Here is a 23,496-nt window from a genome sequence, read left to right on the forward strand (position 1 = left end):
AATGGGGGCTTTGGCCCCCTTTGTTAGTTTTTTTTATTAAGATTTTTTGGAGGCATTATGGCCATAGCCGCAAACAAACGCTCTGTTATGACTTTATATTCGCATGCAGATGATATGTATAGTCATCAAACACGCATTGTGTTGGCAGAGAAGGGTGTTGGAGTTGACATCCATTTAGTTGACTTAGCCAATTTGCCAGAGGATTTACTAGACCTAAATCCATACGGAACAGTTCCAACACTTATCGATCGTGAATTAGCGCTTTATGAAGCATCTATCATTATTGAGTATTTAGATGAGCGCTTTCCTCATCCACCATTGATGCCGGTTTATCCTGTGTCACGTGGACGTAGCCGTCTAATGATGCATCGTATTGAGCAAGACTGGTACAGCTTAGCTAAAACTATTTACAACGGTCCAGCTGAAGCAGCAGCTAAAGCTCGCCAAGAGTTAAAAGAAAGTTTATTAAGTGTGGCACCGATTTTAAACGAAGCACCATACTTTATGAGTGAAGAGTTTAGCTTGGTAGATTGTTATTTAGCACCATTATTATGGCGCTTACCTGTGATGGGTATTGAACTTGAAGGCCAAGGTTCAAAAGAATTGAAGTCTTATATGCTTAAATTATTTGAGCGTGAATCATTTCAAGCATCATTAACTGAAGCTGAGCGTGAATTACGCTTTGGCGCCTCAGTGTAAAGTTATTCACTATGACAGTCGAAATGACATCAAATAAGCCTTATATTGTTAAGGCTTTTTATGATTGGATTTCTGATAATGGCTTAACACCTTATATTGTTGTTGATGTTAACGTTTATGGTGTTCTAGTGCCTATGGCCTATGTTAATGATGGTCAAATTGTTTTAAACATATCAGCGTCTGCTGTAGGTAGCATTGCTTTAGGTGATTCATCTATTGAGTGCAGCGCTCGCTTTGGCGGTAAGTTAGAGCATATGAGCGTTCCATACGGCGCTATTGCGGCTATTTATGCGAAAGAAAACGGTGCGGGTACATCACTTGCCATCGAGCACATTGAGCCTGAAGAACGTGAGCAAGAGAGCTCTAAAGCGCCTAGTATTACTGCCGTTACAAGTAGTGATAGTGCTAAAAAATCTGAAGGCGAGAAAAAAGATAAGCCTGCGGCGAAAAAGCCGAGTTTAACCGTTATCAAATAGTTCAATTGTGACATTGTGTAAAATATTTAAAAAAGGTAAGCAACAGCTTACCTTTTTTATCGACTCTAATTAGGTAGGTTGATGGTTTTATCCTACCTCATTAGTATTTACTGTATTAAAGTTTTGCAAAACAACGGTCAGCAGCTTCTAAAGTAAATTTCAATTCTTCTTCTGTATGTGCTGTTGACAAGAAGCTTGCTTCAAATGCTGATGGTGCTAGGTATACGCCTTCTTCTAACATTAAGTGGAAGAAACGTTTAAACTTCTCGCTGTCGCATGCCGTTGCTTGAGCATAGCTAGTGATCTTCTCTTCATCGGTGAAAAAGAAACCAAACATAGCACCAACATAGTTAATAGACAGTGAAACACCATTGCGCTCAGCTGCTGCTTTAAAGCCCATGGCTAATTTTTCAGTAGCATCACTTAATTGTTGGTGTTTGTCACCTTGGCAAAGCTCTTTTAGCGACGCTAAGCCAGCTGCCATAGCGATTGGGTTACCTGATAATGTACCAGCTTGGTATACAGGGCCGACAGGAGCAATGTAGTCCATGATTTCTTTTTTGCCGCCAAAAGCGCCAACCGGCATACCACCGCCGATCACTTTCCCTAGAGTGGTCAAATCTGGAACAATGTTATAATGAGCTTGAGCGCCTCCTAAAGCAACGCGGAAGCCAGTCATTACTTCATCGAAAATTAGCACGCTTTGGTATTGGTCACATACTGCGCGTAAGCCTTCTAAAAAGCCTTCAACTGGTGGAATACAGTTCATGTTGCCGGCAACAGGCTCTACAATAATACAGGCTATTTCATCACCAAGCTCTGCGAAAATTTCTTTCACTTCGTCTAGGTTGTTATAGCTAACGGTTAACGTGTGCTTAGCAAAGTCGTCTGGAATGCCTGGCGAACTTGGTACGCCCATAGTTAACATGCCTGAACCTGCCTTAACCAATAATGAGTCGGCGTGGCCGTGGTAGCAACCTTCAAACTTCAATATTTTGTCTCGACCCGTAAAACCACGGGCTAGGCGAATAGCACTCATGGTTGCTTCTGTACCTGAGCTAACCATACGTAATTTTTCCATCGAAGGTACAATTTCACGTACCTTTTCAGCCATAGTAATCTCAAGCTCGGTTGGTGCGCCGAAGCTTAAACCATTTTGCGCAGTTTCAATAACGGCATTTAATATAGCTGGGTGGTTGTGCCCTAATATCATAGGGCCCCATGAACCAACATAATCTACGTATTTTTTGTCGTTGGCATCAAATATATAGGCACCTTGTGCTTTTTTGATAAACAAAGGTGTGCCACCAACGCCATTAAAAGCGCGTACGGGTGAATTAACGCCACCAGGAATAATATCTTGTGCTTCGTTAAACAACTGCTGTGAATCTTTTGTCATAATATCTTACTCTTTGTTAGTCTTAGCCATGGTTAATTTACGGCTAATATCAATATTTGTTGGTGTACCAAGTGACAGGTTTTTCGTAGTGACTGAGGCGATTCTCGACCCCTAAACTCAAAGCAAATAATGCCATACGCACTAAAACGCCGTTTTGTGCTTGACGGAATATAGCGAGGTTGTCTAGGTCATTTAAATCGGTATCTAGCTCGTTTGCTTCAGCACGAGAGTCACGTGGCAAAGGGTGCATAATAACGGTGTGGTCTTGGCAGTATTTCTTATATATTTCACGATTTAAACTAAAGTGGCCACGATATAGATCTGCTTCATCTTTACTGGCAAAACGTTCTTGTTGAATACGAGTTTGATAAATAACATCACAAGCAAGATTGCCTTCAATTTTATCTGTTAGCACGACTTTATGGCCGGCGTTTGTGAGGGTTGAAATAACGCTGTCTGGCATTTGTAACGCAGTAGGTGCAATCATAGTGATGGTAATATTCTTATATAAGCTTAATAGCTTAGATAATGAGTGCACGGTACGGCCATGCTTAAGATCACCCATAAGTGCAATGTTTAAACCATCTAAGCCCATATCATATCGCGCCATTTCAGACTGGATAGTGAACAAGTCGAGCAAGGCTTGGGTGGGGTGTTCGTTAGCGCCGTCGCCACCATTTATAACCGGCACACTACTACCTTTGGCGAATTCTTCCACAGAATGCATCGTAGGGTGGCGCATAGCGATAACATCTGAATAGCCACTGATTACTCGCGCCGTATCAAATAGTGATTCACCTTTAGACAATGAAGAGTTTTCTTGCCCAACAGTTTCGCGCACGAAACCACCCAGTAAGTTAAATGCAGTACCAAAGCTAACACGAGTTCGAGTGCTTGGCTCAAAAAATAAATTACTAAGTATGGCACCATCAAGGACATGACAGCGCTTTTTTCGCATGGCATAAGGGGCCATCAATGTCGAAATTTCTAAGATGCGAGAAATACTCTCTCTATCGAATTGCGAGACAGATAAGATATGGCTTCCTTCAAATTTCATCATAGGTTTTACCTAATTATGTAGCAATGAAATGCCTGATGTTAATCATTTACTTGATTGCTTAATTTAGTGAGTCGTTGCTTTATCAGAGCGACGGAAAATTTGCAGCGAAATATAGCACAAAACTCAATTGCTGAGAATGTATTATCTTGATTTGGATTAAGATAATTGATTAACAATTATACGCAGTAGACAGTTTTTTATTCTAAGGTATAGTTATAGGCATAATGGATATAAAGTAGCTAGGGAAATGCGAAATCTCATCTTGTTTTTAAAGGCAATTATTCTACTGTTAGTCAGTTTGACTGCAGCTGGCAAGGATATTGTTCGATATAATTTATCAGAAATTTATCCCGATCCTAAACAAAGCTATTATATTGATTTACTCACTCTCATTTTGAACTCTTCTCGTGATAAGTATGGTGATTACCAACTTATTCCTGTGACTCTAGAAATGTCACAAGGTCGTACATCGATTATGGTGCAACAAAGAAAAGCCATTGACGTTACATGGCGAATGACTACGAAAGCACTGGAGGACGATTTACAGGCTATTTATATTCCAGTTTTGAAGGGGTTAATGGGCATGCGTATTGCTGTTATTCGCCGAGAAGATAGCCATTTATTTTCACCGACATTATCTCTTAAAGAATTAAAGGCATTATCAGCAGGACAAGGTTATGATTGGCCTGATAGTGATATTCTACGTCACAATGGTTTTGATGTTATTGAAGGCAGCGCTTTTTCAATGCTAACTATGCTTGAAAAGTATCGATTTGACTACTTCCCACGTGCACTCCATGAGCCTTGGCTTGAGATAGCCGGAAAAGAACAGTTTATTGTTGAATCGCACTTTTTACTAAAGTACGCAGCGCCAATGTATTTTTTTACCAGTAAAGAAAATATGCGATTGTCTGAACGCATTCTATATGGCTTTAGTAAGATTGTTGAGTCAGGGGCTTTTGACGAATTTTTTTACCAACATAAGGTAACGCAAAATATTTTAGTAAAAGCGAACTTGCCGCAAAGAAGAATATTCTCTTTAGAAAATCCACTTTTATCAGAACAAAGCCGAAAAATTCTTAACAATAAATCATTATGGCTGGAGCATTTTCATTAAAATGGCTTTACATAGGCCAGTATCACCACAATAAACAAGATTATTACCGGTACTTCATTGAATATCCGATAAAACTTTCCTGAGCGTTCATTTTTGTCGGCAGCAAATGTTTTTACTAGCTTAAAGCAATAGCCGTGGTAAATGAGTAAAAACGTGACGAGAGTAATTTTTACATGTAGCCATTTTGCTGTGACGAACCAGTCGTAACCATATTGATAAATAATGGCGATACCCAATGCAACGGTAAATATGGCAAAAGGTGTAACAAACAATAATAAACGTCGCTCCATTCCTTTTAACTGCTGATGAACTAACGGCTCTTTCGACTCGGCATGGTTAACAAATATACGAGGCAAATAAAAAATGCCGGCAAACCAAGCCACCATGAAGATAATATGAAATGCTTTAAGCCAAAGAATGCTTGTCATAAGTGCGTTTTTCCTTTCAATAAATAAGAGCGTATTGCATCAAAGGTTATTATACCCATAATTTCATCTGGATTATTTTGATATACATACACGCCACCGCTTCTTTCTCGAACTAGTAATAAGTACGCCTCAGCGAGAGTTGACTGACTATTTAATGGCAGCAGCTTATGTCGAATAAGTGAATGATTGGTATGACTATCGTTTAAATGCTCGGGTTGGCACCAAATATAGTCATATTTATTTTGCTGACTCTCTTTTTTAATAATTATATGTTGGTGAGGCGTTAAATTTGAGAATTTTTCTGCGATGGTTTTGTTGTCGTTGTCGGCAATGAGTGTCAATTGCTCTTGCATCACGCCGATTACGCCTACGCGTTGCAGTGATTTTTCAATTGGCGGTCTACGGTATGCTAAACCTTGTACTTCTAATTGCATAATAAATATTGAGCGGTTGCGAAAAAACTGCCCTGATGAAATGCAAGAGCTGGTGATCACTATCATGGCAGGCACGATAATTTCAATTTGGTTCGACAATTCCACCACACATAGTAAAGCAGCTAAAGGGGCATTTAGCGTAGCCGCCATAAATCCAGCCATGCCCATTAAGGCAAAATCGCTTGCCTGTATATTCATAGGGACAAAATAACTGGCAATCATAGCAACACAGGTACCAACTATGGCACCAATACCTAATATAGGGCCAATGATTCCACCAGGAATCCCCAGTCCTAACGCGATAATAGTCATTAAAATTTTCGCGATAAGTAAGCCTAGCAATAGTTGCAATTCAGGATTGTGCTGCAAGGAAAAGTCGATAGCACTTAAATCAGTGCCCATGGCAAAAGGTACAGCATAACCAATAGCACCAGTAATAAACGCCGCGGTTAGAATTCGCGGTACAATATGAAAACGAGCACTATGCTTGATAATCAGTACTAAATAGCGGTTAAAGGCAAAGGCAATAACACCTAATACAATCCCAAGTAGCACTAATGTTAAATAATGCTGGCTATTTAAGGTAATGGTTGTGAAGTATTCAAATTCATGGGCAGGACCAAAAATACTACTGGTTGTCATTGAGCCTACAATTGCCGCGATCATCACCGGAATAAAAATATGTACTTTATATTCTCGTAAAATCACTTCCATCACAAAAAGTACCGCAGCAACCGGGGTATTAAAACATGCGGCAATTCCGGCTGCGATACCACAAGCACTTAAGCTTCGAATTGCGTTATAAGGTAAATTCAGTTTATTACCAATATAACTACTACAGGCAGCGCCTAAATGAACCGCAGGACCTTCTCGCCCAACCGAAAAACCACTAGCAAGGGCAATAGTGCTACCAATAAATTGATTAATGGTGTTACGTAGTGGCATAACACCATTGGCAATTTTTAAGCGATGTAAAACAAATGGAATACCGGTACGGATGTATTTATAGCCAGTTAACCAGGCAAAGAATAAAATGATTACTGCGCCAATAATTGGTAATTGAAAACGACTTAATGAACTTAAACTGCTATAGTCGTCTTTTTCGTTCAAATAAAATGATTGAATGCCCTCTGTGGCAAATACAAACAAAACGACGAGCATAGCGGATGCCAAGCCACCGATGGCGGCAAGTAAACAAAGCTGCCATGAGGTTTGTGGCATAGCTAAACGCTTTTTAAGCTGGATTAACGTTTTCATATTATTATCATTTTAATCAAGCGAATTTATAGGCTTTTTGGATATCATAATACTTTTCAAATGAATTGGTTAGCAAAAATAAATCTCAGTACCGTTGTTACACGCTTAGGCGCTTTTCGTTCAGCGCTTCTATTAGTTGCAATTATCGCTATTTGCTTGTTCTGTGGTTATCGAATAGGCAATTTTTACCATGGATTTCAAGTACAAACTTTAGCGCAACAAGAAAACAGGCTAGATATGCTTTATCAAAAGCTTGTTGAAAAATCCCAGCGTATTAATACCTTAGAAGTTGAGCTTGAAGTGGAGCGTATGGCTAATTTACGTAGTCAGCAAGATCTTAAGGCAATTGAACAAGAACATTTTCAAGTAAAAAAAGAGTTGGCATTTTATGAAAAAGTGATGGCGCCAGAAAAACAAGCAAATGGTTTAGTTATTGATGGTATTAAGCTAACAAAAACAGAAAGTGCTAATCACTATCGCTTTCAAGTGATACTTGTACAGCAATTATTACGAAAACGCTATGCTAAAGGTTACGTTGAATTATCATTGACGGGGAGTTTAGATGGCAAGCCGACAAAATTATCATTGGCTGAGGTGTCGTCAATAACAAAAAAAGAGTTATCCTTTAGTTTTCAATATTTTCAAATTGTTAGCGGCGAAATAACACTACCGGAAAATTTTATTGCGGAGAAAATCGATGTTTCTGCAATTTTACCTAAAGGCAAATGGCAAACTTATAATCGTGTTGATCACAGTTATTCTTGGCAGAAAACACTAGAAAATATTGAGCAGAATCTACCATAATACTTGATTAAAACAGTCAAGTTTAAGATAATTAGCCCAGTTCATTCGTATTAAGTAGAGTTTTATGTCAAATCCTGAATTACCAATTAAATTTTCTGATGCAGCGGCCACTAAAGTATTGTCGTTGATCACGGAAGAAGAAAACCCAGACTTAAAACTACGCGTTTATGTTACTGGTGGTGGTTGTTCTGGCTTTCAGTATGGTTTCACCTTTGATGAAAATGTAAACGATGGCGATATGACCATAGTAAAAAAGGGTGTCACTATGGTGATAGATCCTATGAGTTTACAATATTTGGTTGACGGCGAAGTTGATTATATTGAAGGCTTAGAAGGAAGTCGTTTCTTAGTGAATAACCCCAATGCCAGTACAACCTGTGGTTGCGGCTCTTCATTCTCAATCTAACGCTAGATAAATAGTTTAAAGAAAAGCCGACTTTATGTCGGCTTTTCTACTTTTACTAATGTACAAATATTTTCACACTGTACATATGTATTGGATACCTTATAATGTGCGGATTTTTTACGCATAAACACTTTATAAATCAATAAATGGAATTAAATTTTGATTAAATTTACCCCCCTAATATTTATTTTATTTTTACTTTCTGCTTGTGGTGGAGGTTCATCATCTGACTCACCAGCACTAGCACCAGCACCAGCACCTAATACAGCGCCAACTATGAGTGGTACATTTACCTCTGATGCAAAAGCAATGCAAAAAACCGTAGTGGTATTTGATATTGCTGATGCCGAGAATGATTCATTGACCTTAGCTATTACTGAGCAGCCGCAGTGGTTAAGTTTTGAATTAAGTAATAACAATCAAGTAACGATTACAATTGAGCCTGACTTTTTTGATATAGATAATTATGAACTCGCATTGTCCTTATCTGATGGTAAAGCAAGCACAGAATATAAATTCATTGTAGACGTTATTGATAACCCTGCACAGTGGCAACATGTTGACATGACGGAGCAGGAGCTTATAGGTACATGGTCAACGGATGAAAATGGTGGATTATCACTTACCTTTTTTGAAAACGATAAGGGGCTTTATTTTTCTGATAATAAATTAGTACCTCATTCTTGGGAGCTAGATGGCACAATTGTCGTTGATATACAGCAGCCGGGTTGTAATTCGAGTTGTGGAATTATTGATTTCATGGAAGTTGCATTGCTTGCACAAGAAGGCGATAAATTGAGAGTTGAGATAGATATAGAAGACGGTGTACGCCAATATGTCAACCTTACTAAAGAACAATCAAATGAATTTATCTATGAGAACTTTATTAATATTCCTCAGGCAGCATATAACACTCTTTCTGTTGTTAAAGTGGATGATGGTATAGCCAATATTGGCGTAACTGTAGAAGATATTTCGTTAGGTGATACTTCATATGGTTCTTTTTTTACAATTGAAGGTAACTTAATAGATAAGTCAGGGCACTTTGATATCTCCTTAACGTCTTCTAATAAATTGCTCGACGGTAAAACGGGTAGTTTTTATAATTTTGATACTAACCAAGAAGAAGAATTAATGTTTGATGTTATTGTTGATAATGTCGAGCTGCAGCCAATATCATCAGGATTTGTAATTGTAAAAGTTTTATATCACGCTGAATTATTAACGGATATTGAGCCTTCAAAATATAATAATTACAATAACCTAGGGCATTCGTTAGAGCCTAAGTATACTTACGATGTTCTGAATGGAATATCAGAAAACAACGAAGTTAACTTAAATTTAAATACAAGTTATGCCGCTAGGTTGTTACCTATAGTTTCAACAAATATTGACGGTGTTGATTATCGAGGAGGAGCAAGTGTTTTTAAATTTGTTAGCGATAAAGACGGTGAAACAAAACTAAAAGTAGCTGGCGAGAATAGCTCAATAACGCAAAACTTTTCGTGGTCGAAAGATGGTGGAATTTTAACGGTAACAATAGATGGCAATACTCGGGCTCATCAATTTTATACTTTACCTAACGGTATGCTAGGTTTATCGCTAACCTTTGAAGAAGATGGTACTGAAACTCGAACATCTATTTATGAATTTTCCGAGGTAACAGAAAATAATCTAAATGCTGAAAAATATATCGGTCAATTTGAAACTCAATATCAGTCATTTTTTGGTAACTCAAGTTATTCTGATATGAAAATTGGTGCAAATGGACGAGGTGATAATTCTTATTTTGGTGGTGATGAGCTTAAGGATTTTTGGAAGTTTGAAGAGGATGGAAGTATTTCTTTTATTAATTCATATGACTGTCCTAATGCCTACAGTAGTGCTCTTGATTTTGATGCTTGTTATGCCGAAGCAAAAACAAATATGTTAAATAGTTTTGGGTTTGCTATTCGAAGCTATAAGTTATTGTCAGTAATTGATGATACTTATATTTTTCAATATGGATACAGAGCAAAATACGCTGAGGAAGATTGGGCCTACGAAAGCATTCGCCGATTTAAGAAAGTCGCGGAATAAAATAGCAGCATTTAAAATGTTAAAAAAAACCAGCTTATAAGCTGGTTTTTTTTAACTTAGCCTTGCAATACTATTTATGGTGCTGTTAGAAAGTAAATTAAATATGTTTATCTTTTCAAGCTGTTTTTGATTTACGTTTTGTTGCAAAGCTAGACAAGACGTAGGGCCGATTGCACTGTATTATTATCAGTAATATGACCAACAAGTGTCAGTTAAATAAAAATATTTAGGAAGAATTATGAGTACCGTAAGTCAGCGTCGCGAATGGTTAGCCGAACGCCCATATATCATTGCGATAATTATCACCTTAGCACTGGTATTGTGGATGACATCGGGATTAATGCAAGCGCAAGAAGTTCCCAATGAAAAAACACAACATAGCGTGATTATTCCAAAAGTGAAAGTAGAAACTAGGTATGCGGAAACTATCAGCGACTCTGTTGCGCTATACGGACGCACTGAGCCTGATCGCATAACAACGGTGAAAGCTGAAATTTCCGGTCAAATAGCACAAGTTTTGGCTAAACGAGGCGCTAAAGTAAAGCAAGGCCAAATTATCGTAAAATTAGAAATTAACGATCTTGAATCACAACTAGCGCAAGCAAAAGCGCTATTAAAGCAGCGGGAAATTGAGCACCAAGGTGCGTTAAAGTTAAGTGCCGACGGTTACCAAGGAAAAGTACAGGTTAGCAGTGCAGCAGCAAATTTAGCAGCAGTTAAGGCACAAATTAAACGTTTGCATATTGATATTGCAAATACAGTAATTCGCGCTCCTTTCGATGGAGTGCTAAACACACGTTATGTTGAACAAGGTGATTATGTACAAAGTGGCGACGATATCGCTATGATCGCTGATCTTGATCCGCTAATCGTTCGAGCCCATGTAAGTGAAAACAATATTAGTCAACTAGCGGTTGGTCAAAAAGCTAATGTGCGATTACTTCACAAAGAAAGCTTATTAGGGCAGGTGCGTTATATTGCAAGTGTTGCGGATGATGCAACCAATACCTTTAAAATAGAGGTAGCACTGGCCAATAGTGATAGTTCATTACTGGCAGGCTTAAGCAGTGAAGTTAATATTAGCCTAAATCACGTTCATGCTATTAAAGTTTCTCCTGCGCTTTTAGCATTAGACGAAGAAGGTAATATAGGGGTAAAAACGGTAGAAAAAAGCCATGTAAAGTTTACGCCAATAAATATCGTTAAAAGTGAAAAGGATGGCATTTGGTTGTCTGGGCTTGGCCAACAAGCGGATATTATTACCTTAGGGCAAGGTTTTGTTAGAGCTGGCGATAAAGTTGAAGCCGTTTTTTCGACAAATTCAGCATTAGCTAATAAAAGCGAATAAGGCGGGAATATATGCTAACACTTATTGATGCAGCATTAACTCGCACACGTTCGGTGTTAATGGTTTTTGTACTATTGCTTATTTCAGGGGCAATTACTTATGCCAATATTGCAAAAGAGTCTAATCCAGATATAACGATTCCTAATATTTATGTTTCTATTGTTCATGATGGTATTTCGCCAGAAGATGCGGAGCGAATGCTTATTCGGCCAATGGAAAAGGAGCTTAAATCGATAGCAGGCATTAAAGAAATGTCTGCAACAGCAAGTGAAGGCCATGCTTCAATTAATCTCGAGTTTATTGCCGGGTTAGATCCAAAAGAAGCACTTGCCGATGTTCGCGATAAAGTGACATTAGCAAAAGCTAAGCTTCCATCTGAATCAGAGGAGCCAGAAGTACATGAAGTGACTATGGCTAATCAAAATCCAGCAATAACCGTTATTCTGTCAGGGGCAGTGACTGAACGTGGTTTATTGACGATAGCACGTGACGTCAAAGATAAAATTGAAGCATTACAAGAAGTCTTAGAAGTTGATATTGGCGGTGACCGTGAAGATATGGTTGAAATCATCGTTGACCCCTTATTAATGGAAAGCTATGGCTTAGATCAAAACGATATTTACAACCTTGTTGAGCGCAATAACCGCTTAGTACCTGCAGGTACTATGGACACAGGTAAAGGGCGTTTTGCCATTAAAGTGCCGTCAGTATTTGAAACCATTCAAGACTTACTAGAATTACCAATTAAAGTTGATGGCGACAAAGTTATTACTTTTCAGGATGTTTCAACTGTTCGTCGGGCGTATAAAGATCCGAGTTCATTTGCTCGTTTAAATGGTGAGCGCTCCGTTGCAATTGAAGTGAAAAAACGTTCTGGTGAAAACATTATTAACACTGTTGCTAAAGTTAAAGCATTGATTGAAGTTGAACGTCAGCGTTGGCCAAATCAGGTGTTTGTTGATTATGTTGGTGATCAATCTATTGATGTACAAGATACCTTAAATGATTTGCAAAACAATGTACTGTCGGCAGTTTTATTAGTTGTAATTGTTATTATTGCTACCTTAGGTTCACGCACTGCGTTATTGGTTGGCTTAGCAATTCCAGGAGCCTTCTTAACGGGTATTCTTGTTTTAGCCATTGCCGGATTAACGGTTAACATCGTGGTGCTATTTGGTTTGATTATGGCTGTCGGTATGTTGGTTGACGGTGCAATAGTTGTTACTGAGTTTGCTGACCGAGAACTCAACGAAGGAAAAACCAAACGCCAAGCCTACGGTTTAGCTGCGAGGCGTATGGCATGGCCTATTATTGCATCAACAGCAACAACGTTAGCCGCTTTTGCACCACTAATGTTTTGGCCGGGCATTATGGGCGAGTTTATGAAGTATTTGCCTATTACCTTAATCGCCGTATTAACGGCGTCATTAGCAATGGCGCTAATATTTGTACCTACAATAGGTAGTATAATCGGCAAGTCGCGCAAAGTTAGTGCGAAAGAACAAAAGCAAATAGAACAAGCTGAAGAAGGAGACTTAACTCAGCTAAGGGGTTTTACTGGCAAGTATGTTCGTGTTTTAAAAAAGGCAATTAATCACCCTTGGAAAATATTAATTGGGACACTTGCCATGTCGGTATTTGTCATGTTCATCTATGGGGCATCTGGTTTAGGCGCTATTTTCTTTCCTGAAATAGAACCGTCCAGCGCTACTATGGTGGTGCGCTCTCATGGTGATTTATCGATTAAAGAAAAAGATGAAATTATGGTTTCTATTGAGGACCGTATTTTAGATTTAGCAGAAATTAAAACACTCTATACTCGTACAGGTGGCAATGATCAAATTGGTACTTTTCAAGTTAATTTCACTAACTGGCAATTTAGACGAACAGCCGATGAAGTGATTGAAGATATTCGTAAGCGAACTGATGATTTAGCTGGTGTTGAAATTGAAGTACGAAAAAATGAAGACGGCCCGCAAAACGGCAAAGATTTGGTCATTGAGTTAAGCTCACGTTTTCCTGAAAAACTTAATGAATCAGCGCATATTATTAGTGCAGCATTACATAACCACGATAAGTTTACCGACATTGAAGACTCGGGCTCTAAGCCAGGTATTGAATGGCAATTGCAAATTGACCGTAGTTTGGCGGCAACTTATGGAGCTGATGCTGCATTGGTTGGTTCAACAGTTCAAATGGTCACTAATGGCTTGAAACTCGGTGAGTATCGTCCGGACGATGTAGATGATGAATTAGATATTCGCGTACGCTTTCCAGAAGATAAACGCAATATTTCCAGATTAGATACCTTGCGATTAAAAACTTCGGCAGGTTTAGTGCCGGTCAGTAGCTTTGTTGAGCGCAGCGCAGCTCCTAAAGTTGATAGTATTCGTCGCATGGATGGTAAGCGCATTGTTAGCATTAAAGCAAACTTAATTCCCGGGGCGCAGCTGGTTAAAGAACTACCTCTTTTGCAGGAGAAATTCCCTGAATTAGGTATAGATCCATCAGTAGAAATAGCGATAAAAGGGCAAAATGAAGATCAGCAAGAGTCAGAAGACTTTTTAGTAAAAGCGTTTGGAGTTGCGCTGTTTGTGATGGCAATTATTTTAGTGACCCAATTTAATAGCTTCTATCAAGCATTTCTTATTTTAAGTGCCGTTATATTTTCAACGGTGGGCGTATTCTTAGCCTTGTTTATAGTACAAAAACCGTTTGGTATTGTAATGGGAGGTATAGGGGTAATTTCATTAGCGGGTATAGTGGTTAATAATAATATTGTTCTTATTGATACCTACAATGTGTTGCGCCGAGAAGGCTATGCCGTAGTTGACGCTATTTTACGAACTGGAGCGCAACGTTTAAGACCGGTTATGCTAACAACCGTAACAACTATTTTAGGTTTATTACCTATGGTGTTGCAGGTTAACTTAGACTTTTTTAACAGAACTGCGGTTGTTGGTGCGCCGTCAACGCAATGGTGGAATCAATTAGCAACCGCTATTGCTGGCGGCTTAGCATTTGCCACTGTTTTAACACTTATTTTAACGCCATGTTTATTAGCATTACGCGATCTTCGAAAAGTGAAGAAACAAGCACGCAAACAAACACAGCCAGTTGATATTAAAGCAGTAGACTCTGCAGCTTAAGTAGCAAGCAAAAAGCGCATTAGATGATGGTTTAGGCATAGTTATGGTTGTTGCCTGGCCGAATTACCATTCGGGTGATTTTATTTGCTGCTGAGGAAGTTGGATTGCTTGGGCAAAGGAATACATCAAAGTTCATAAAGATAATGCTAAGTGACACAATGCTATAAAGTCTTGTGTCACTTTTAGTTTTGGCGCAATGTGATGTTTTCGGGCTTAACCTTCCATTAATAAAAACTCAATAATTCTATTCATGTCTAAATCAAAGTCACTGGCTTTAACCCCACGGATGATAAAGTCAGGCTCTTTTGCCAAGTCGATATCTTTCGCTAGTGTGTACCTATGTTTATCTAGGCTATAAAAACTGCGCACTTTTGGGTTGATGGGGTCATCTTGGTTACGGCTTTCAACAATGGCCAATTGATGAGAGTTTAATTCTACCAGTGTACCGACAGGGTAAACCCCTAAGCATTTAATAAATAAATCGACTAGCCTTGGCATTAGCTTACCTTGCATGGCCAAGTTTCGTAACACACTAAAAGCCTTAATTTGGCTATAACTGTCTCGATAGCAACGGTCTGCGGTTAGAGCATCAAAAACGTCACATATTGCGATCATTGCACCGTAATTAGAAATATTGTCTTGTTGCAAGTGTAGCGGATAGCCCGAACCGTCAGCTCGCTCATGGTGCTGAGCGGCTACCTCAACACTTAGCGCTGAAATACCTGGTATTGTTTGAATAATATTAACAGAGTGATTGACGTGTTTTTGAATAATTTTATATTCATCGCTTGATAGTTTTCCGGGTTTATTAAGGATTTGGTCCGGTATTTGTATTTTACCAACATCATGTAAAAAGGCACCAATAGCCAGTTGTTGAATAATATCTCGTTCTATTTTTAAAAAGCGCGAAAAAATTGTCATTAAAATAGAAACCGATACTGAGTGTTCAAGTAAGTATTCATTTTTATCACGAATATTTATAACACAGGCCAAGGCATCGGGGTTTTTAAATATCGCATCTATGGTTTGATTAGTTACATCGATTATTGGTGCGATATTGACAGGGTGGCCTTGTTGAATAGAGCGAAAAACTTGCTGTTGTATTTTTTTTGAAGCAGTAAAAAGTTTTTTGGCTTTCGTTACTTCTAAAATCACCGGGCCAGTACTGACTTGACTTATCGCAGAAGCTTCACTGAGGGCCTGGGCAATGCTTTTTGTGGTATCAACTAATACTGAAACTACACCTTTAGCTTTTAAATGCTTTATGGCATTTTGATTTTTAATATGGCCAGCACGCGTTAAGTTATAACTACCTTGTTGTTTCACAATATCGACAACAAAGTGGCCAATTTTTAATTCGCTAATACTGACTTCTATGATCATAGGTAACCTAGTTAGCCGAGAATAATTTTAGTATAGATGAGTGAAGTGCGATTAAAAGTAGCTAAAGCTAAGGTTACAATTTAAATACCATGCCATTTTGTGCTTTCTTGTTGGCATATAAATTTTTATCTGCTGTTTTTAATAGCTCATCCATATTCTGCTTGCCATCACTAGCAGCTGCGCCGCAACTAATGGTGATAGGTAAACGCATATTCTGATACGGCATTGGATTATTAATAAAAAAATCACATAAACGATCGCTAGCTTGTTCGGCTTCGGGCAAGGTTTGGCTAGCAAGTACCACAACAAATTCATCACCAGCATAACGAAAGCATTTATCATTTTCTCGTACTAGCTCTTGCAACTGGCTTGCAACATACGCTAAAACCTTGTCGCCGCAGTCGTGGCCATAAGTGTCATTAATGGCTTTGAATTTATTACAATCGATAAAAAGTACAGAAAATGGTACGCCATAACGTCGTTGGCGAATTAGTTCTTCGCCAATACATACTTCCATTAAACGGCGGTTAGCAACGCCTGTTAAGCGGTCATAATGTGCCATATATTCAAGTTGTTCTCGAATTAGTACATTAGATAAACATAAACTCACTTTTACCGCTAATTGCTCTAAATGAAATGTTCCAAGTTTGCTGTGAAAACGAGAAGACGCTTTATCGGTAAACAGCAAGCTACCAAACAACTTGCCTTCAAGTGACAATGGTGTCAATGCGGCAGATTTTGCCCCTTTTAATAATGCTTTTGGTAATATTTTATCAAGCTGTGCTAATTGGTTGGTTAAAAAAGGTTTTCTGTTGGGGTGTAACTGACTTAATTTTTCTACCGAAATATGCTTAGTGTTTTTTTGGTGCCAGTTTGACTGTAATTTACCGTTAATTAAGTAACTTAATGGTGTTGGTTCAGCCAGTAATAATGAAATGCCTGATAATTGAAACTTATCCTGAATTAAGCCAAGTAAACGTTGTAGCAACTCTTCGCTTGATTGACAGGCAAGTATTTCTGTTTCAATTTCAAATAACTTGCGGGCAATGCTTTCATTAACTTTTGAGTTTTCAATTAACTGCTGAATATTTGACACTTGCGTAGCTCGGCTTGCTCAAATTTTGCTCATTGTGAGGTTTTCTTCGCAAATGTGCAAGTACGGTTTTTGGCCGCTGAGTAATCTCAGGCGGATAACTGACTTTTATATACATTGGTACTATATTTGCTTTAAAATTACTCATAGATTCTTAAAATATTCTGCTGACAGAATATGTTGAAAACTTATATAACGTTTGAGTTAAGTTTTTCTCTGATTTTGACGATAACTGGGTAACTGAGTGAAAAGTTTCACTGTACAAAGAGGCCATATGCAACGATTAATCATAGCAATATTATTAGTGTTAACTAGTGTTTTCAGCACTTCGGCTGCGGAATTAACCGCTGTACAAATTTATAGCGATAATGTTTTGCTCGATTTAATTAAAGAGAATAAGCATTTAAGCCAAGTAGTTATTGATGACTGTCAGTTAGTGCAAGATATTGAAGCAAGAGCAGTTAAATCAAAAATGCCTTCTTATCAATTTTTGTGGGGAGACATGTTAGCCTATGGCGTTTGTGTGAAGAAAAATGTGCCCTTAGGTTTGCACTATATGCAAGCCTCGGCAGATCAAGGCTTGTCTGAAGCTTTAGAACAAATGGGCCGTTATTATCATGTTGGTAAGTTTGTACAAATCGATATTAATCAAGCAATTATTTTCTTAAAAGAAGCAGCCGCTTTAAATAATTTAAAAGCCCAGTTGCGCTTGGCAGATATCTACTTAGCAGGCAAGGGTAGTCCGTTAGATTTTCCACAATTATATGTACAATTGCACCAATCGGTTACCGATGATAAAAAAGTCCATAAAAATATCGCCACGCAATTAGCCAGTTTGGCAGAAAAAATGCCCGAGCGGGTAGTTAATGCCGCTAAAAAAGGCAAGTATTAGCCTTTAAGTGGCTAAATGATCTTTCATGATAAGAGTCGGTAATGGTGGTAGTGGTTTGGGGATAACACAAATCTACGATATACTTAATAAAAAACCATTATTGAACAAATGTGACCGAAAACGATCCGCACCAACAGCGAGAAGCTGAAAAATACGAAAAGCCGGTAGCTAGCCGCGAGCTACTTTTGTCTTTGATTGAAAAATCCAATATTCCACCAACTTTTAAAGCCTTAGTTAAGCAGCTTAATTATCATGATGAAGACATGTTAGTTGGCTTAAAACGTCGTTTACGTGCGATGGAAAATAGTGGTCAAATAGTTTTCAATAAATTTAAACAATATGCCATAGCTTCGCGTAGCAATGTTTTGACGGGTAAGGTTATTGGACATCGCGATGGCTTTGGTTTTTTTGCGCCAGACAATGGCTCTAAAGATTTATTTATTTCCTCACACGAAATGCAACGTGTACTTCATGGTGATGTGGTAGAAGCTATATTGCTCGATCGCACCGATCGTAAGGGTCGCAAAGAAGTCAAAATTCTCGATGTTATTGAACCTCGAAAAGCTGGTGTTGTAGGTCGATATTATGTTGACCATCATATTGCTTGTGTAGTGCCGGATGACGCTCGCATTCAGCAAGATATTTTGATAAAACCTGATAAAAAGTCTGGTGCTCGTCATGGACAAGTGGTGGTGGTAGAAATTATTCAACGGCCAACTAAACGCTCTAATGCCGTTGGTAAGGTGGTTGAAGTTTTGGGAGAGCATATGGCTCCCGGTATGGAAATTGAAATTGCCTTGCGTGAACATGATTTGCCATATCAATTTTCGGCGCAAGTCAAAGAAGAAATTTCAGTGTTTGCCGATGAAGTGGAAGAGTCAGCAAAAGCGCCACGGGTTGATTTACGCGATTTACCATTAGTGACTATTGATGGTGAAGATGCTCGCGACTTTGATGATGCCGTTTATTGTCAACCTAAACCAAGCGGTGGCTGGCGTTTATGGGTGGCAATTGCAGATGTTAGCTATTATGTTCGCCCGCAAACAGCACTTGATGATGAAGCAATATCGCGTGGCAATTCTGTTTACTTCCCTAGTCAAGTTATTCCTATGTTGCCGGAAAAACTCTCTAATGGTTTATGTTCGTTAAACCCTGATGTCGACCGGCTTTGTATGGTTTGTGAAATGACCATTAGCGCTGCAGGTAAGTTGTCAGGTTCAAAATTCTATCCGGCGGTTATGCGCTCAAAAGCTCGTTTTACCTATAGTAAAGTGGCGACTATTTTAGGGGTTAATCCTCAGCAAACAGATGAAGAATCTCGTGAGGCATTAAGAGCTGAATACGAGCCATTAGTGACGGATTTAGAAAACCTTAATGAAATGTATTTAGCGCTAACCAAAGCGCGTGCGGACCGTGGTGCGATTGCATTTGAAACAACCGAGTCATTATTTCTTTTTAATCAAGAGAGAAAAATTGACTCAATTGTGCCGCTAGTGCGCAATGACGCACATAAAATTATTGAAGAATGTATGATCCTGGCCAATGTGGCGACGGCAAAATTTATTGAAAAACATAATAAGCCAGGATTGTTCCGCGTTCACGATAAACCAAGTGAAGATAAGTACAATAACTTTATGAGTTATATCAGTGAGCTTGGTTTAGATATAGCATCATTGGGCGAGCGAAAGGCACAACCTGAGCCAAGTGACTATTGCCATATTTTAGAAAAAATAGCTGAGCGTGCAGACCAAGAGTTGATCCAAACTATGTTGTTGCGCTCAATGCGACAAGCAGTTTATCAAAGTGAAAATATTGGTCATTTTGGTTTAGCGTTACCCTCTTATAGCCATTTTACGTCTCCTATTCGTCGTTATCCTGATTTAGTGGTTCATCGCGTCATTAAAGCGATACTGGATGAGCAGGCGCAAAATGATGCTAATGTTGGTAGCCATAGCTATACACCCGAAGCCGTTATTGAACTTGGTGAACATTGTTCGATGACCGAGCGACGTGCAGATGACGCCACACGTGATGTTTCAGATTGGTTAAAATGTGAATATATGCAAGATCATGTTGGGGCAATGTTTACCGGTGTTATTTCTACGGTCACTAATTTTGGTCTTTTTGTCCGCCTCGCTGACTTACATATTGAAGGTTTAGTGCATATAACCTCGCTAGGCCATGACTATTATCATTTTGATGATGTGCGTATGTGTTTGTCTGGTGAAAATACGGGTGCCAAATATCGCATTGGCGATACCATCGAAGTTCAGGTCGCCGCAGTTAACCTAGATGAAAAGAAAATTGATTTATCGTTAGCGGGCGATGGCTCGGTATTAAAACGTGCAAAACCACTACCTGCCGGCCGACGTTCAGATAAGAAGTCAAACGGTCGAGCTGGTAAAAAAGCTGCTGTGACATCTTCAACGCAAGCACAAGAGCCTTCTCAAGGGCGCCGAAAGAAAAAAAGCGCGGCAAAGAAATCGACTAAAAAAGAACAGAAAAAAGCCGATAAGACGAGTACAGCTAAAGCTAAAAAACGCAAAGCGCGGAAAAAAAGACCTGGTAAAAATGCACGAAAGGCTAAAGCCCTGTAAATATTTATAATAAGTAACAGGCAGTTATTGTGATGACTGCCAATAGCTCCATTTGAAAAATTAATAGCGAAAACATTTATGGCAAAGCAAGAAGAGTTGGTATTTGGTATTCACGCCGTTAAGGCATTGTTAGAGCACGCCCCTGAACGATTTATTGAATTATGGTTGTTAAAAGGTCGCGAAGATGAACGCTTAATGCCAATTATAAATTTGGCTCGCAAGTTTGGTATTGCCACGCAAATGGCTAACCGTAAGGTGCTTGATGATAAAAGTGACGGTGAACAGCATCAAGGTGTTGTTGCCCGTGTAAAGCCAGGTAAAACTTTTACTGAAGCTGATTTAGATGACATTCTTAGTGCAGCAGAAAGTAAGCAACAAGCACCATTTTTGTTGATTCTTGATGGCGTAACCGACCCGCACAATTTAGGGGCTTGTTTACGAAATGCCGATGCTGCTGGCGTACAAGCCATTATTGTCCCTAAGGATAACGCGGCTCGAATTACGGCAACAGTACGTAAAGTTGCTGTCGGTGCTGCAGAAAGCGTGCCTTTAGTGCAAGTTACCAATTTAGCTAGAACCATGAAAACTTTGCAGCAAATGGGGATTTGGATTATAGGTACAGCTGGTGAAACTGATACTTGTCTTTATGACGAAAAATTATCAGGACCTATGGCTTTAGTCATGGGAGCTGAAGGTAAAGGTATGCGCCGTTTAACTCGAGAAAATTGTGATCAATTGGTGAAATTGCCGATGGCGGGGGAAGTTTCTAGTTTAAATGTCTCTGTGGCTACAGGTATTTGCTTGTTTGAAATTGTGCGTCAACGCATGGGTAACTAAGATATATCTGTTAAAAAATAATCAACATGATGAAGATAAGTATAAATAAGCAGCTTGAGTGTCAAGCTGCTTATTCTGTTTTATATCAGTGATATTTTAAATACTCGTGTTTAACTTATAGGTTAAAAGGCTTAAGGTTTTTTCATTAGCCAAAGAGCAAGTTTTTACACTTTGCTGTGCTTGGGTAAGCATGGCGTCATTATCATCTTTCATATCCGTAATGTTTTCAGATATTTCATGAATCGCTATACTTTGCTCTTTGATAGCTCCTGCTATGTTGGCAGTCATTTCTTGGATTGAACTTACCTCAGAAATAATATCGTTCAGTGTTTGAGTCGACTGCTGCACTTGCTTCACATTATTAATGCTACCATCGCGACAATGGTTCACTTTCTCAACTGCGCTAACTGTCATCGCTTGTAGCTCTGTAATTATGTAAGTGATTTGTTCTGTAGAGGTTTGCGTTCTGTTGGCTAAGGTACGTACTTCATCGGCCACCACGGAAAAGCCTCGACCTTGTTCTCCAGCCCGAGCCGCTTCTATGGCGGCATTTAAAGCCAATAAATTTGTTTGCTCGGCAATGCCTTTTATTTCTTCAATAAAGCCATTGATGGACTGACACTTCTCTTTTAGTTGGCCAATGTCTTTGGTTGAGTCTATCAACTCATTGGTGTTTGTGTTGAGAAAGTCACTCAAATGACTTAGTTGTTGTTGCCCAACTTCGGCTTGTTGTGCAATCAAGTCTGCCGTTGAGGTTGTGTGTTGGGTACTTTTAACAATTTCAGCTGCTGAGCTGTCGAGTTGTACGGTTGCTGCTGATACTTGTTCATTTTTCATTGCTTGCTGATGCAAACTTTGCTGGGTTGACTGAGCATTTTGCTCAACCGAGGCACTGACTTTGCGTAAGTCTTCAACCGCGGAGTTTATTTTATGTGTAAATTTAATGAAATTGTTAACAGCATCAATAACTTTACCAAATTCATCATCAGTTTCTTTTAACACTTGTTTGGAAAAATCTCGCTCTTCAATGATGGTTTCTATATTGCTAATTGCACTTTTAATCGGCGAGATAATAATTTTTATTAATTTGATGATAAAGACAGATAACAGCGAAGAAATAATGAAAAATAGCATTAAAGAGCTCCAAAATGCTCTATTTTCTTGTTGCGTAACAAATAAATTGGTTTCTTGAATTGTCTCTGCTAATAAGGTTTCTGCTTTATGCGTTGCCGTGCGCATATTTCCACGAATACCAGTACTTTGTGTTAGACCAATACGCTTTTCTGCTGCGCTAAAGGCGGTCATGGCATTTTCATATTTATCAATTAGTTTACCGGTATTATTAATATGTTGAGAGTCTAACCTTAATGTGGCGAGTGCCTCTGATAACTTTGTTAGGTATTTAGTATCACCACGGAGCATATAGTCTTTTTCATGACGTCTGATCGTGAGTAAGATAACTTGCAGTTCGGGCACATTCAGAGATTTATAGATTGCTTCTAATTCGTGAGTTGCTTGGCGTAATTCGCCATATCGGCCGGAATCTTTGTCTAGGCCTTTTGCTTTCATTGCGGTCACCAATTCAACAAAATATTTTCTATATTGCGTGAAATTATCGTTTAGTTGTGTAATAGGAATATGACCACCTATGCTATTATTGAGCGTAGATAAGGTGGCTAATTCTTGCTTAATTTTTGCAAAGTTATCATTGTGTTTGTCAAAGTACTTGGGCAGTTTTCGTATTAAAAAATCCTTTTCATTTCTTCTTAGTTGTAATGCGGTAATGCCAACTTGTTGAATGGTAGATTTTGCTTGTTGCAATTGTTTAATTTGATAAGAAAAATAGTTAGTGGTAAACAGTAAAAGTAGTAAACCTGCAATAACGGCTGACAGTAAAACTAGCAGTTTATTTCTCAATGAAAGCGTTCTCGACGGCATGTGCATCTCCAGCATAATTAGAATTATTTTTTCCTTTTTCTTTAAGCTAGAACGTCATTTGGGGAAATGCAATAAAAACATGACATATGTCACACACTGT

18 protein-coding genes are annotated in these 23,496 nt (G+C 38.7%); 11 read left to right on the forward strand and 7 right to left on the reverse strand.

What is annotated here, in order from left to right; all coding sequences use genetic code 11:
* Positions 1 to 57: 57 nt before the first annotated feature.
* Together sspA and AC27HL_RS02100 are read left to right on the forward strand one after the other, a co-directional pair.
* The gene (sspA, locus tag AC27HL_RS02095) at positions 58 to 699 is read left to right on the forward strand and encodes a stringent starvation protein SspA (RefSeq protein ID WP_487078675.1); all 642 of its coding nucleotides are present in this window, start codon (positions 58 to 60) and stop codon (positions 697 to 699) included.
* A gap of 11 nt (positions 700 to 710) precedes the next feature.
* Positions 711 to 1,175 (forward strand): ClpXP protease specificity-enhancing factor, encoded by a 465-nt coding sequence (locus AC27HL_RS02100; protein WP_487078677.1) that lies wholly within the window; start codon positions 711 to 713, stop codon positions 1,173 to 1,175.
* 115 nt (positions 1,176 to 1,290) lie between these two features.
* Here AC27HL_RS02100 and hemL read toward each other — a convergent pair whose 3' ends face one another.
* Positions 1,291 to 2,574 (reverse strand): glutamate-1-semialdehyde 2,1-aminomutase, encoded by a 1,284-nt coding sequence (gene hemL / locus AC27HL_RS02105; RefSeq protein WP_487078678.1) that lies wholly within the window; start codon positions 2,572 to 2,574, stop codon positions 1,291 to 1,293.
* A 49-nt stretch (positions 2,575 to 2,623) separates the two neighbouring features.
* Positions 2,624 to 3,631: an aspartate carbamoyltransferase gene (locus tag AC27HL_RS02110; RefSeq protein WP_487079872.1), complete on the reverse strand. Its 1,008-nt coding sequence runs from the start codon at positions 3,629 to 3,631 to the stop codon at positions 2,624 to 2,626.
* A 250-nt stretch (positions 3,632 to 3,881) separates the two neighbouring features.
* Here AC27HL_RS02110 and AC27HL_RS02115 point away from each other — a divergent pair, with 250 nt between their 5' ends.
* On the forward strand, positions 3,882 to 4,751 hold the full coding sequence (locus AC27HL_RS02115) for a hypothetical protein (protein ID WP_487078680.1): 870 nt from the start codon (positions 3,882 to 3,884) through the stop codon (positions 4,749 to 4,751).
* Here the strand turns inward: AC27HL_RS02115 and hemJ are convergent.
* Together hemJ and AC27HL_RS02125 are read right to left on the reverse strand one after the other, a co-directional pair.
* The gene (gene hemJ, locus AC27HL_RS02120; protein WP_487078682.1) at positions 4,748 to 5,179 is read right to left on the reverse strand and encodes a protoporphyrinogen oxidase HemJ; all 432 of its coding nucleotides are present in this window, start codon (positions 5,177 to 5,179) and stop codon (positions 4,748 to 4,750) included. The two genes, AC27HL_RS02115 and hemJ, sit on opposite strands and share 4 nt — an antisense overlap.
* Positions 5,176 to 6,870 (reverse strand): chloride channel protein, encoded by a 1,695-nt coding sequence (locus tag AC27HL_RS02125; protein ID WP_487078683.1) that lies wholly within the window; start codon positions 6,868 to 6,870, stop codon positions 5,176 to 5,178. The genes hemJ and AC27HL_RS02125 overlap by 4 nt, the downstream gene beginning before the upstream one ends.
* A 60-nt stretch (positions 6,871 to 6,930) precedes the next feature.
* Here AC27HL_RS02125 and AC27HL_RS02130 point away from each other — a divergent pair, with 60 nt between their 5' ends.
* The 5 genes from AC27HL_RS02130 to AC27HL_RS02150 all read left to right on the forward strand — a co-directional run bounded on the left by AC27HL_RS02130 (position 6,931) and on the right by AC27HL_RS02150 (position 14,656).
* Complete coding sequence (locus AC27HL_RS02130; RefSeq protein WP_487078685.1) at positions 6,931 to 7,674, forward strand: DUF6776 family protein; 744 nt, start codon at positions 6,931 to 6,933, stop codon at positions 7,672 to 7,674.
* Positions 7,675 to 7,738: 64 nt separating this feature from the next.
* Positions 7,739 to 8,080 (forward strand): iron-sulfur cluster insertion protein ErpA, encoded by a 342-nt coding sequence (gene erpA, locus AC27HL_RS02135; RefSeq protein WP_487078687.1) that lies wholly within the window; start codon positions 7,739 to 7,741, stop codon positions 8,078 to 8,080.
* A gap of 159 nt (positions 8,081 to 8,239) precedes the next feature.
* Positions 8,240 to 10,159 (forward strand): hypothetical protein, encoded by a 1,920-nt coding sequence (locus tag AC27HL_RS02140; protein ID WP_487078689.1) that lies wholly within the window; start codon positions 8,240 to 8,242, stop codon positions 10,157 to 10,159.
* 238 nt (positions 10,160 to 10,397) lie between these two features.
* Positions 10,398 to 11,507 (forward strand): efflux RND transporter periplasmic adaptor subunit, encoded by a 1,110-nt coding sequence (locus AC27HL_RS02145; RefSeq protein ID WP_487078691.1) that lies wholly within the window; start codon positions 10,398 to 10,400, stop codon positions 11,505 to 11,507.
* A gap of 11 nt (positions 11,508 to 11,518) precedes the next feature.
* The gene (locus tag AC27HL_RS02150; RefSeq protein WP_487078693.1) at positions 11,519 to 14,656 is read left to right on the forward strand and encodes an efflux RND transporter permease subunit; all 3,138 of its coding nucleotides are present in this window, start codon (positions 11,519 to 11,521) and stop codon (positions 14,654 to 14,656) included.
* Between the two features lie 213 nt (positions 14,657 to 14,869).
* Here the strand turns inward: AC27HL_RS02150 and AC27HL_RS02155 are convergent, their stop codons facing one another.
* Positions 14,870 to 16,039, reverse strand: coding sequence for a cyclic di-GMP phosphodiesterase (locus AC27HL_RS02155; protein ID WP_487078695.1), 1,170 nt, complete (start codon positions 16,037 to 16,039; stop codon positions 14,870 to 14,872).
* Between the two features lie 73 nt (positions 16,040 to 16,112).
* Positions 16,113 to 17,135: a sensor domain-containing diguanylate cyclase gene (locus AC27HL_RS02160; RefSeq protein WP_487078697.1), complete on the reverse strand. Its 1,023-nt coding sequence runs from the start codon at positions 17,133 to 17,135 to the stop codon at positions 16,113 to 16,115.
* A gap of 271 nt (positions 17,136 to 17,406) precedes the next feature.
* Between AC27HL_RS02160 and AC27HL_RS02165 the strand changes: the two genes are divergently transcribed.
* From AC27HL_RS02165 to rlmB, 3 genes are all read left to right on the forward strand, one after another.
* On the forward strand, positions 17,407 to 18,024 hold the full coding sequence (locus tag AC27HL_RS02165; RefSeq protein WP_487078699.1) for a tetratricopeptide repeat protein: 618 nt from the start codon (positions 17,407 to 17,409) through the stop codon (positions 18,022 to 18,024).
* Between the two features lie 110 nt (positions 18,025 to 18,134).
* Positions 18,135 to 20,621 (forward strand): ribonuclease R, encoded by a 2,487-nt coding sequence (rnr, locus tag AC27HL_RS02170; RefSeq protein ID WP_487078701.1) that lies wholly within the window; start codon positions 18,135 to 18,137, stop codon positions 20,619 to 20,621.
* Between the two features lie 78 nt (positions 20,622 to 20,699).
* Complete coding sequence (gene rlmB, locus AC27HL_RS02175) at positions 20,700 to 21,458, forward strand: 23S rRNA (guanosine(2251)-2'-O)-methyltransferase RlmB (protein WP_487078703.1); 759 nt, start codon at positions 20,700 to 20,702, stop codon at positions 21,456 to 21,458.
* 96 nt (positions 21,459 to 21,554) lie between these two features.
* Here rlmB and AC27HL_RS02180 read toward each other — a convergent pair whose 3' ends face one another.
* The gene (locus AC27HL_RS02180; RefSeq protein WP_487078705.1) at positions 21,555 to 23,396 is read right to left on the reverse strand and encodes a methyl-accepting chemotaxis protein; all 1,842 of its coding nucleotides are present in this window, start codon (positions 23,394 to 23,396) and stop codon (positions 21,555 to 21,557) included.
* Positions 23,397 to 23,496: the final 100 nt, after the last annotated feature.

It is taken from the genome of Colwellia aquaemaris (assembly GCF_057548755.1).

Coding starts and splice junctions, on each gene's coding strand:
- sspA (WP_487078675.1), top strand. CDS start 58: ATGGCCATAGCCGCAAACAAACGCTCTGTTATGACTTTATATTCGCAT.
- AC27HL_RS02100 (WP_487078677.1), top strand. CDS start 711: ATGACAGTCGAAATGACATCAAATAAGCCTTATATTGTTAAGGCTTTT.
- hemL (WP_487078678.1), bottom strand. CDS start 2,574: ATGACAAAAGATTCACAGCAGTTGTTTAACGAAGCACAAGATATTATT.
- AC27HL_RS02110 (WP_487079872.1), bottom strand. CDS start 3,631: ATGAAATTTGAAGGAAGCCATATCTTATCTGTCTCGCAATTCGATAGA.
- AC27HL_RS02115 (WP_487078680.1), top strand. CDS start 3,882: ATGCGAAATCTCATCTTGTTTTTAAAGGCAATTATTCTACTGTTAGTC.
- hemJ (WP_487078682.1), bottom strand. CDS start 5,179: ATGACAAGCATTCTTTGGCTTAAAGCATTTCATATTATCTTCATGGTG.
- AC27HL_RS02125 (WP_487078683.1), bottom strand. CDS start 6,870: ATGAAAACGTTAATCCAGCTTAAAAAGCGTTTAGCTATGCCACAAACC.
- AC27HL_RS02130 (WP_487078685.1), top strand. CDS start 6,931: ATGAATTGGTTAGCAAAAATAAATCTCAGTACCGTTGTTACACGCTTA.
- erpA (WP_487078687.1), top strand. CDS start 7,739: ATGTCAAATCCTGAATTACCAATTAAATTTTCTGATGCAGCGGCCACT.
- AC27HL_RS02145 (WP_487078691.1), top strand. CDS start 10,398: ATGAGTACCGTAAGTCAGCGTCGCGAATGGTTAGCCGAACGCCCATAT.
- AC27HL_RS02150 (WP_487078693.1), top strand. CDS start 11,519: ATGCTAACACTTATTGATGCAGCATTAACTCGCACACGTTCGGTGTTA.
- AC27HL_RS02155 (WP_487078695.1), bottom strand. CDS start 16,039: ATGATCATAGAAGTCAGTATTAGCGAATTAAAAATTGGCCACTTTGTT.
- AC27HL_RS02165 (WP_487078699.1), top strand. CDS start 17,407: ATGCAACGATTAATCATAGCAATATTATTAGTGTTAACTAGTGTTTTC.
- rlmB (WP_487078703.1), top strand. CDS start 20,700: ATGGCAAAGCAAGAAGAGTTGGTATTTGGTATTCACGCCGTTAAGGCA.
- AC27HL_RS02180 (WP_487078705.1), bottom strand. CDS start 23,396: ATGCCGTCGAGAACGCTTTCATTGAGAAATAAACTGCTAGTTTTACTG.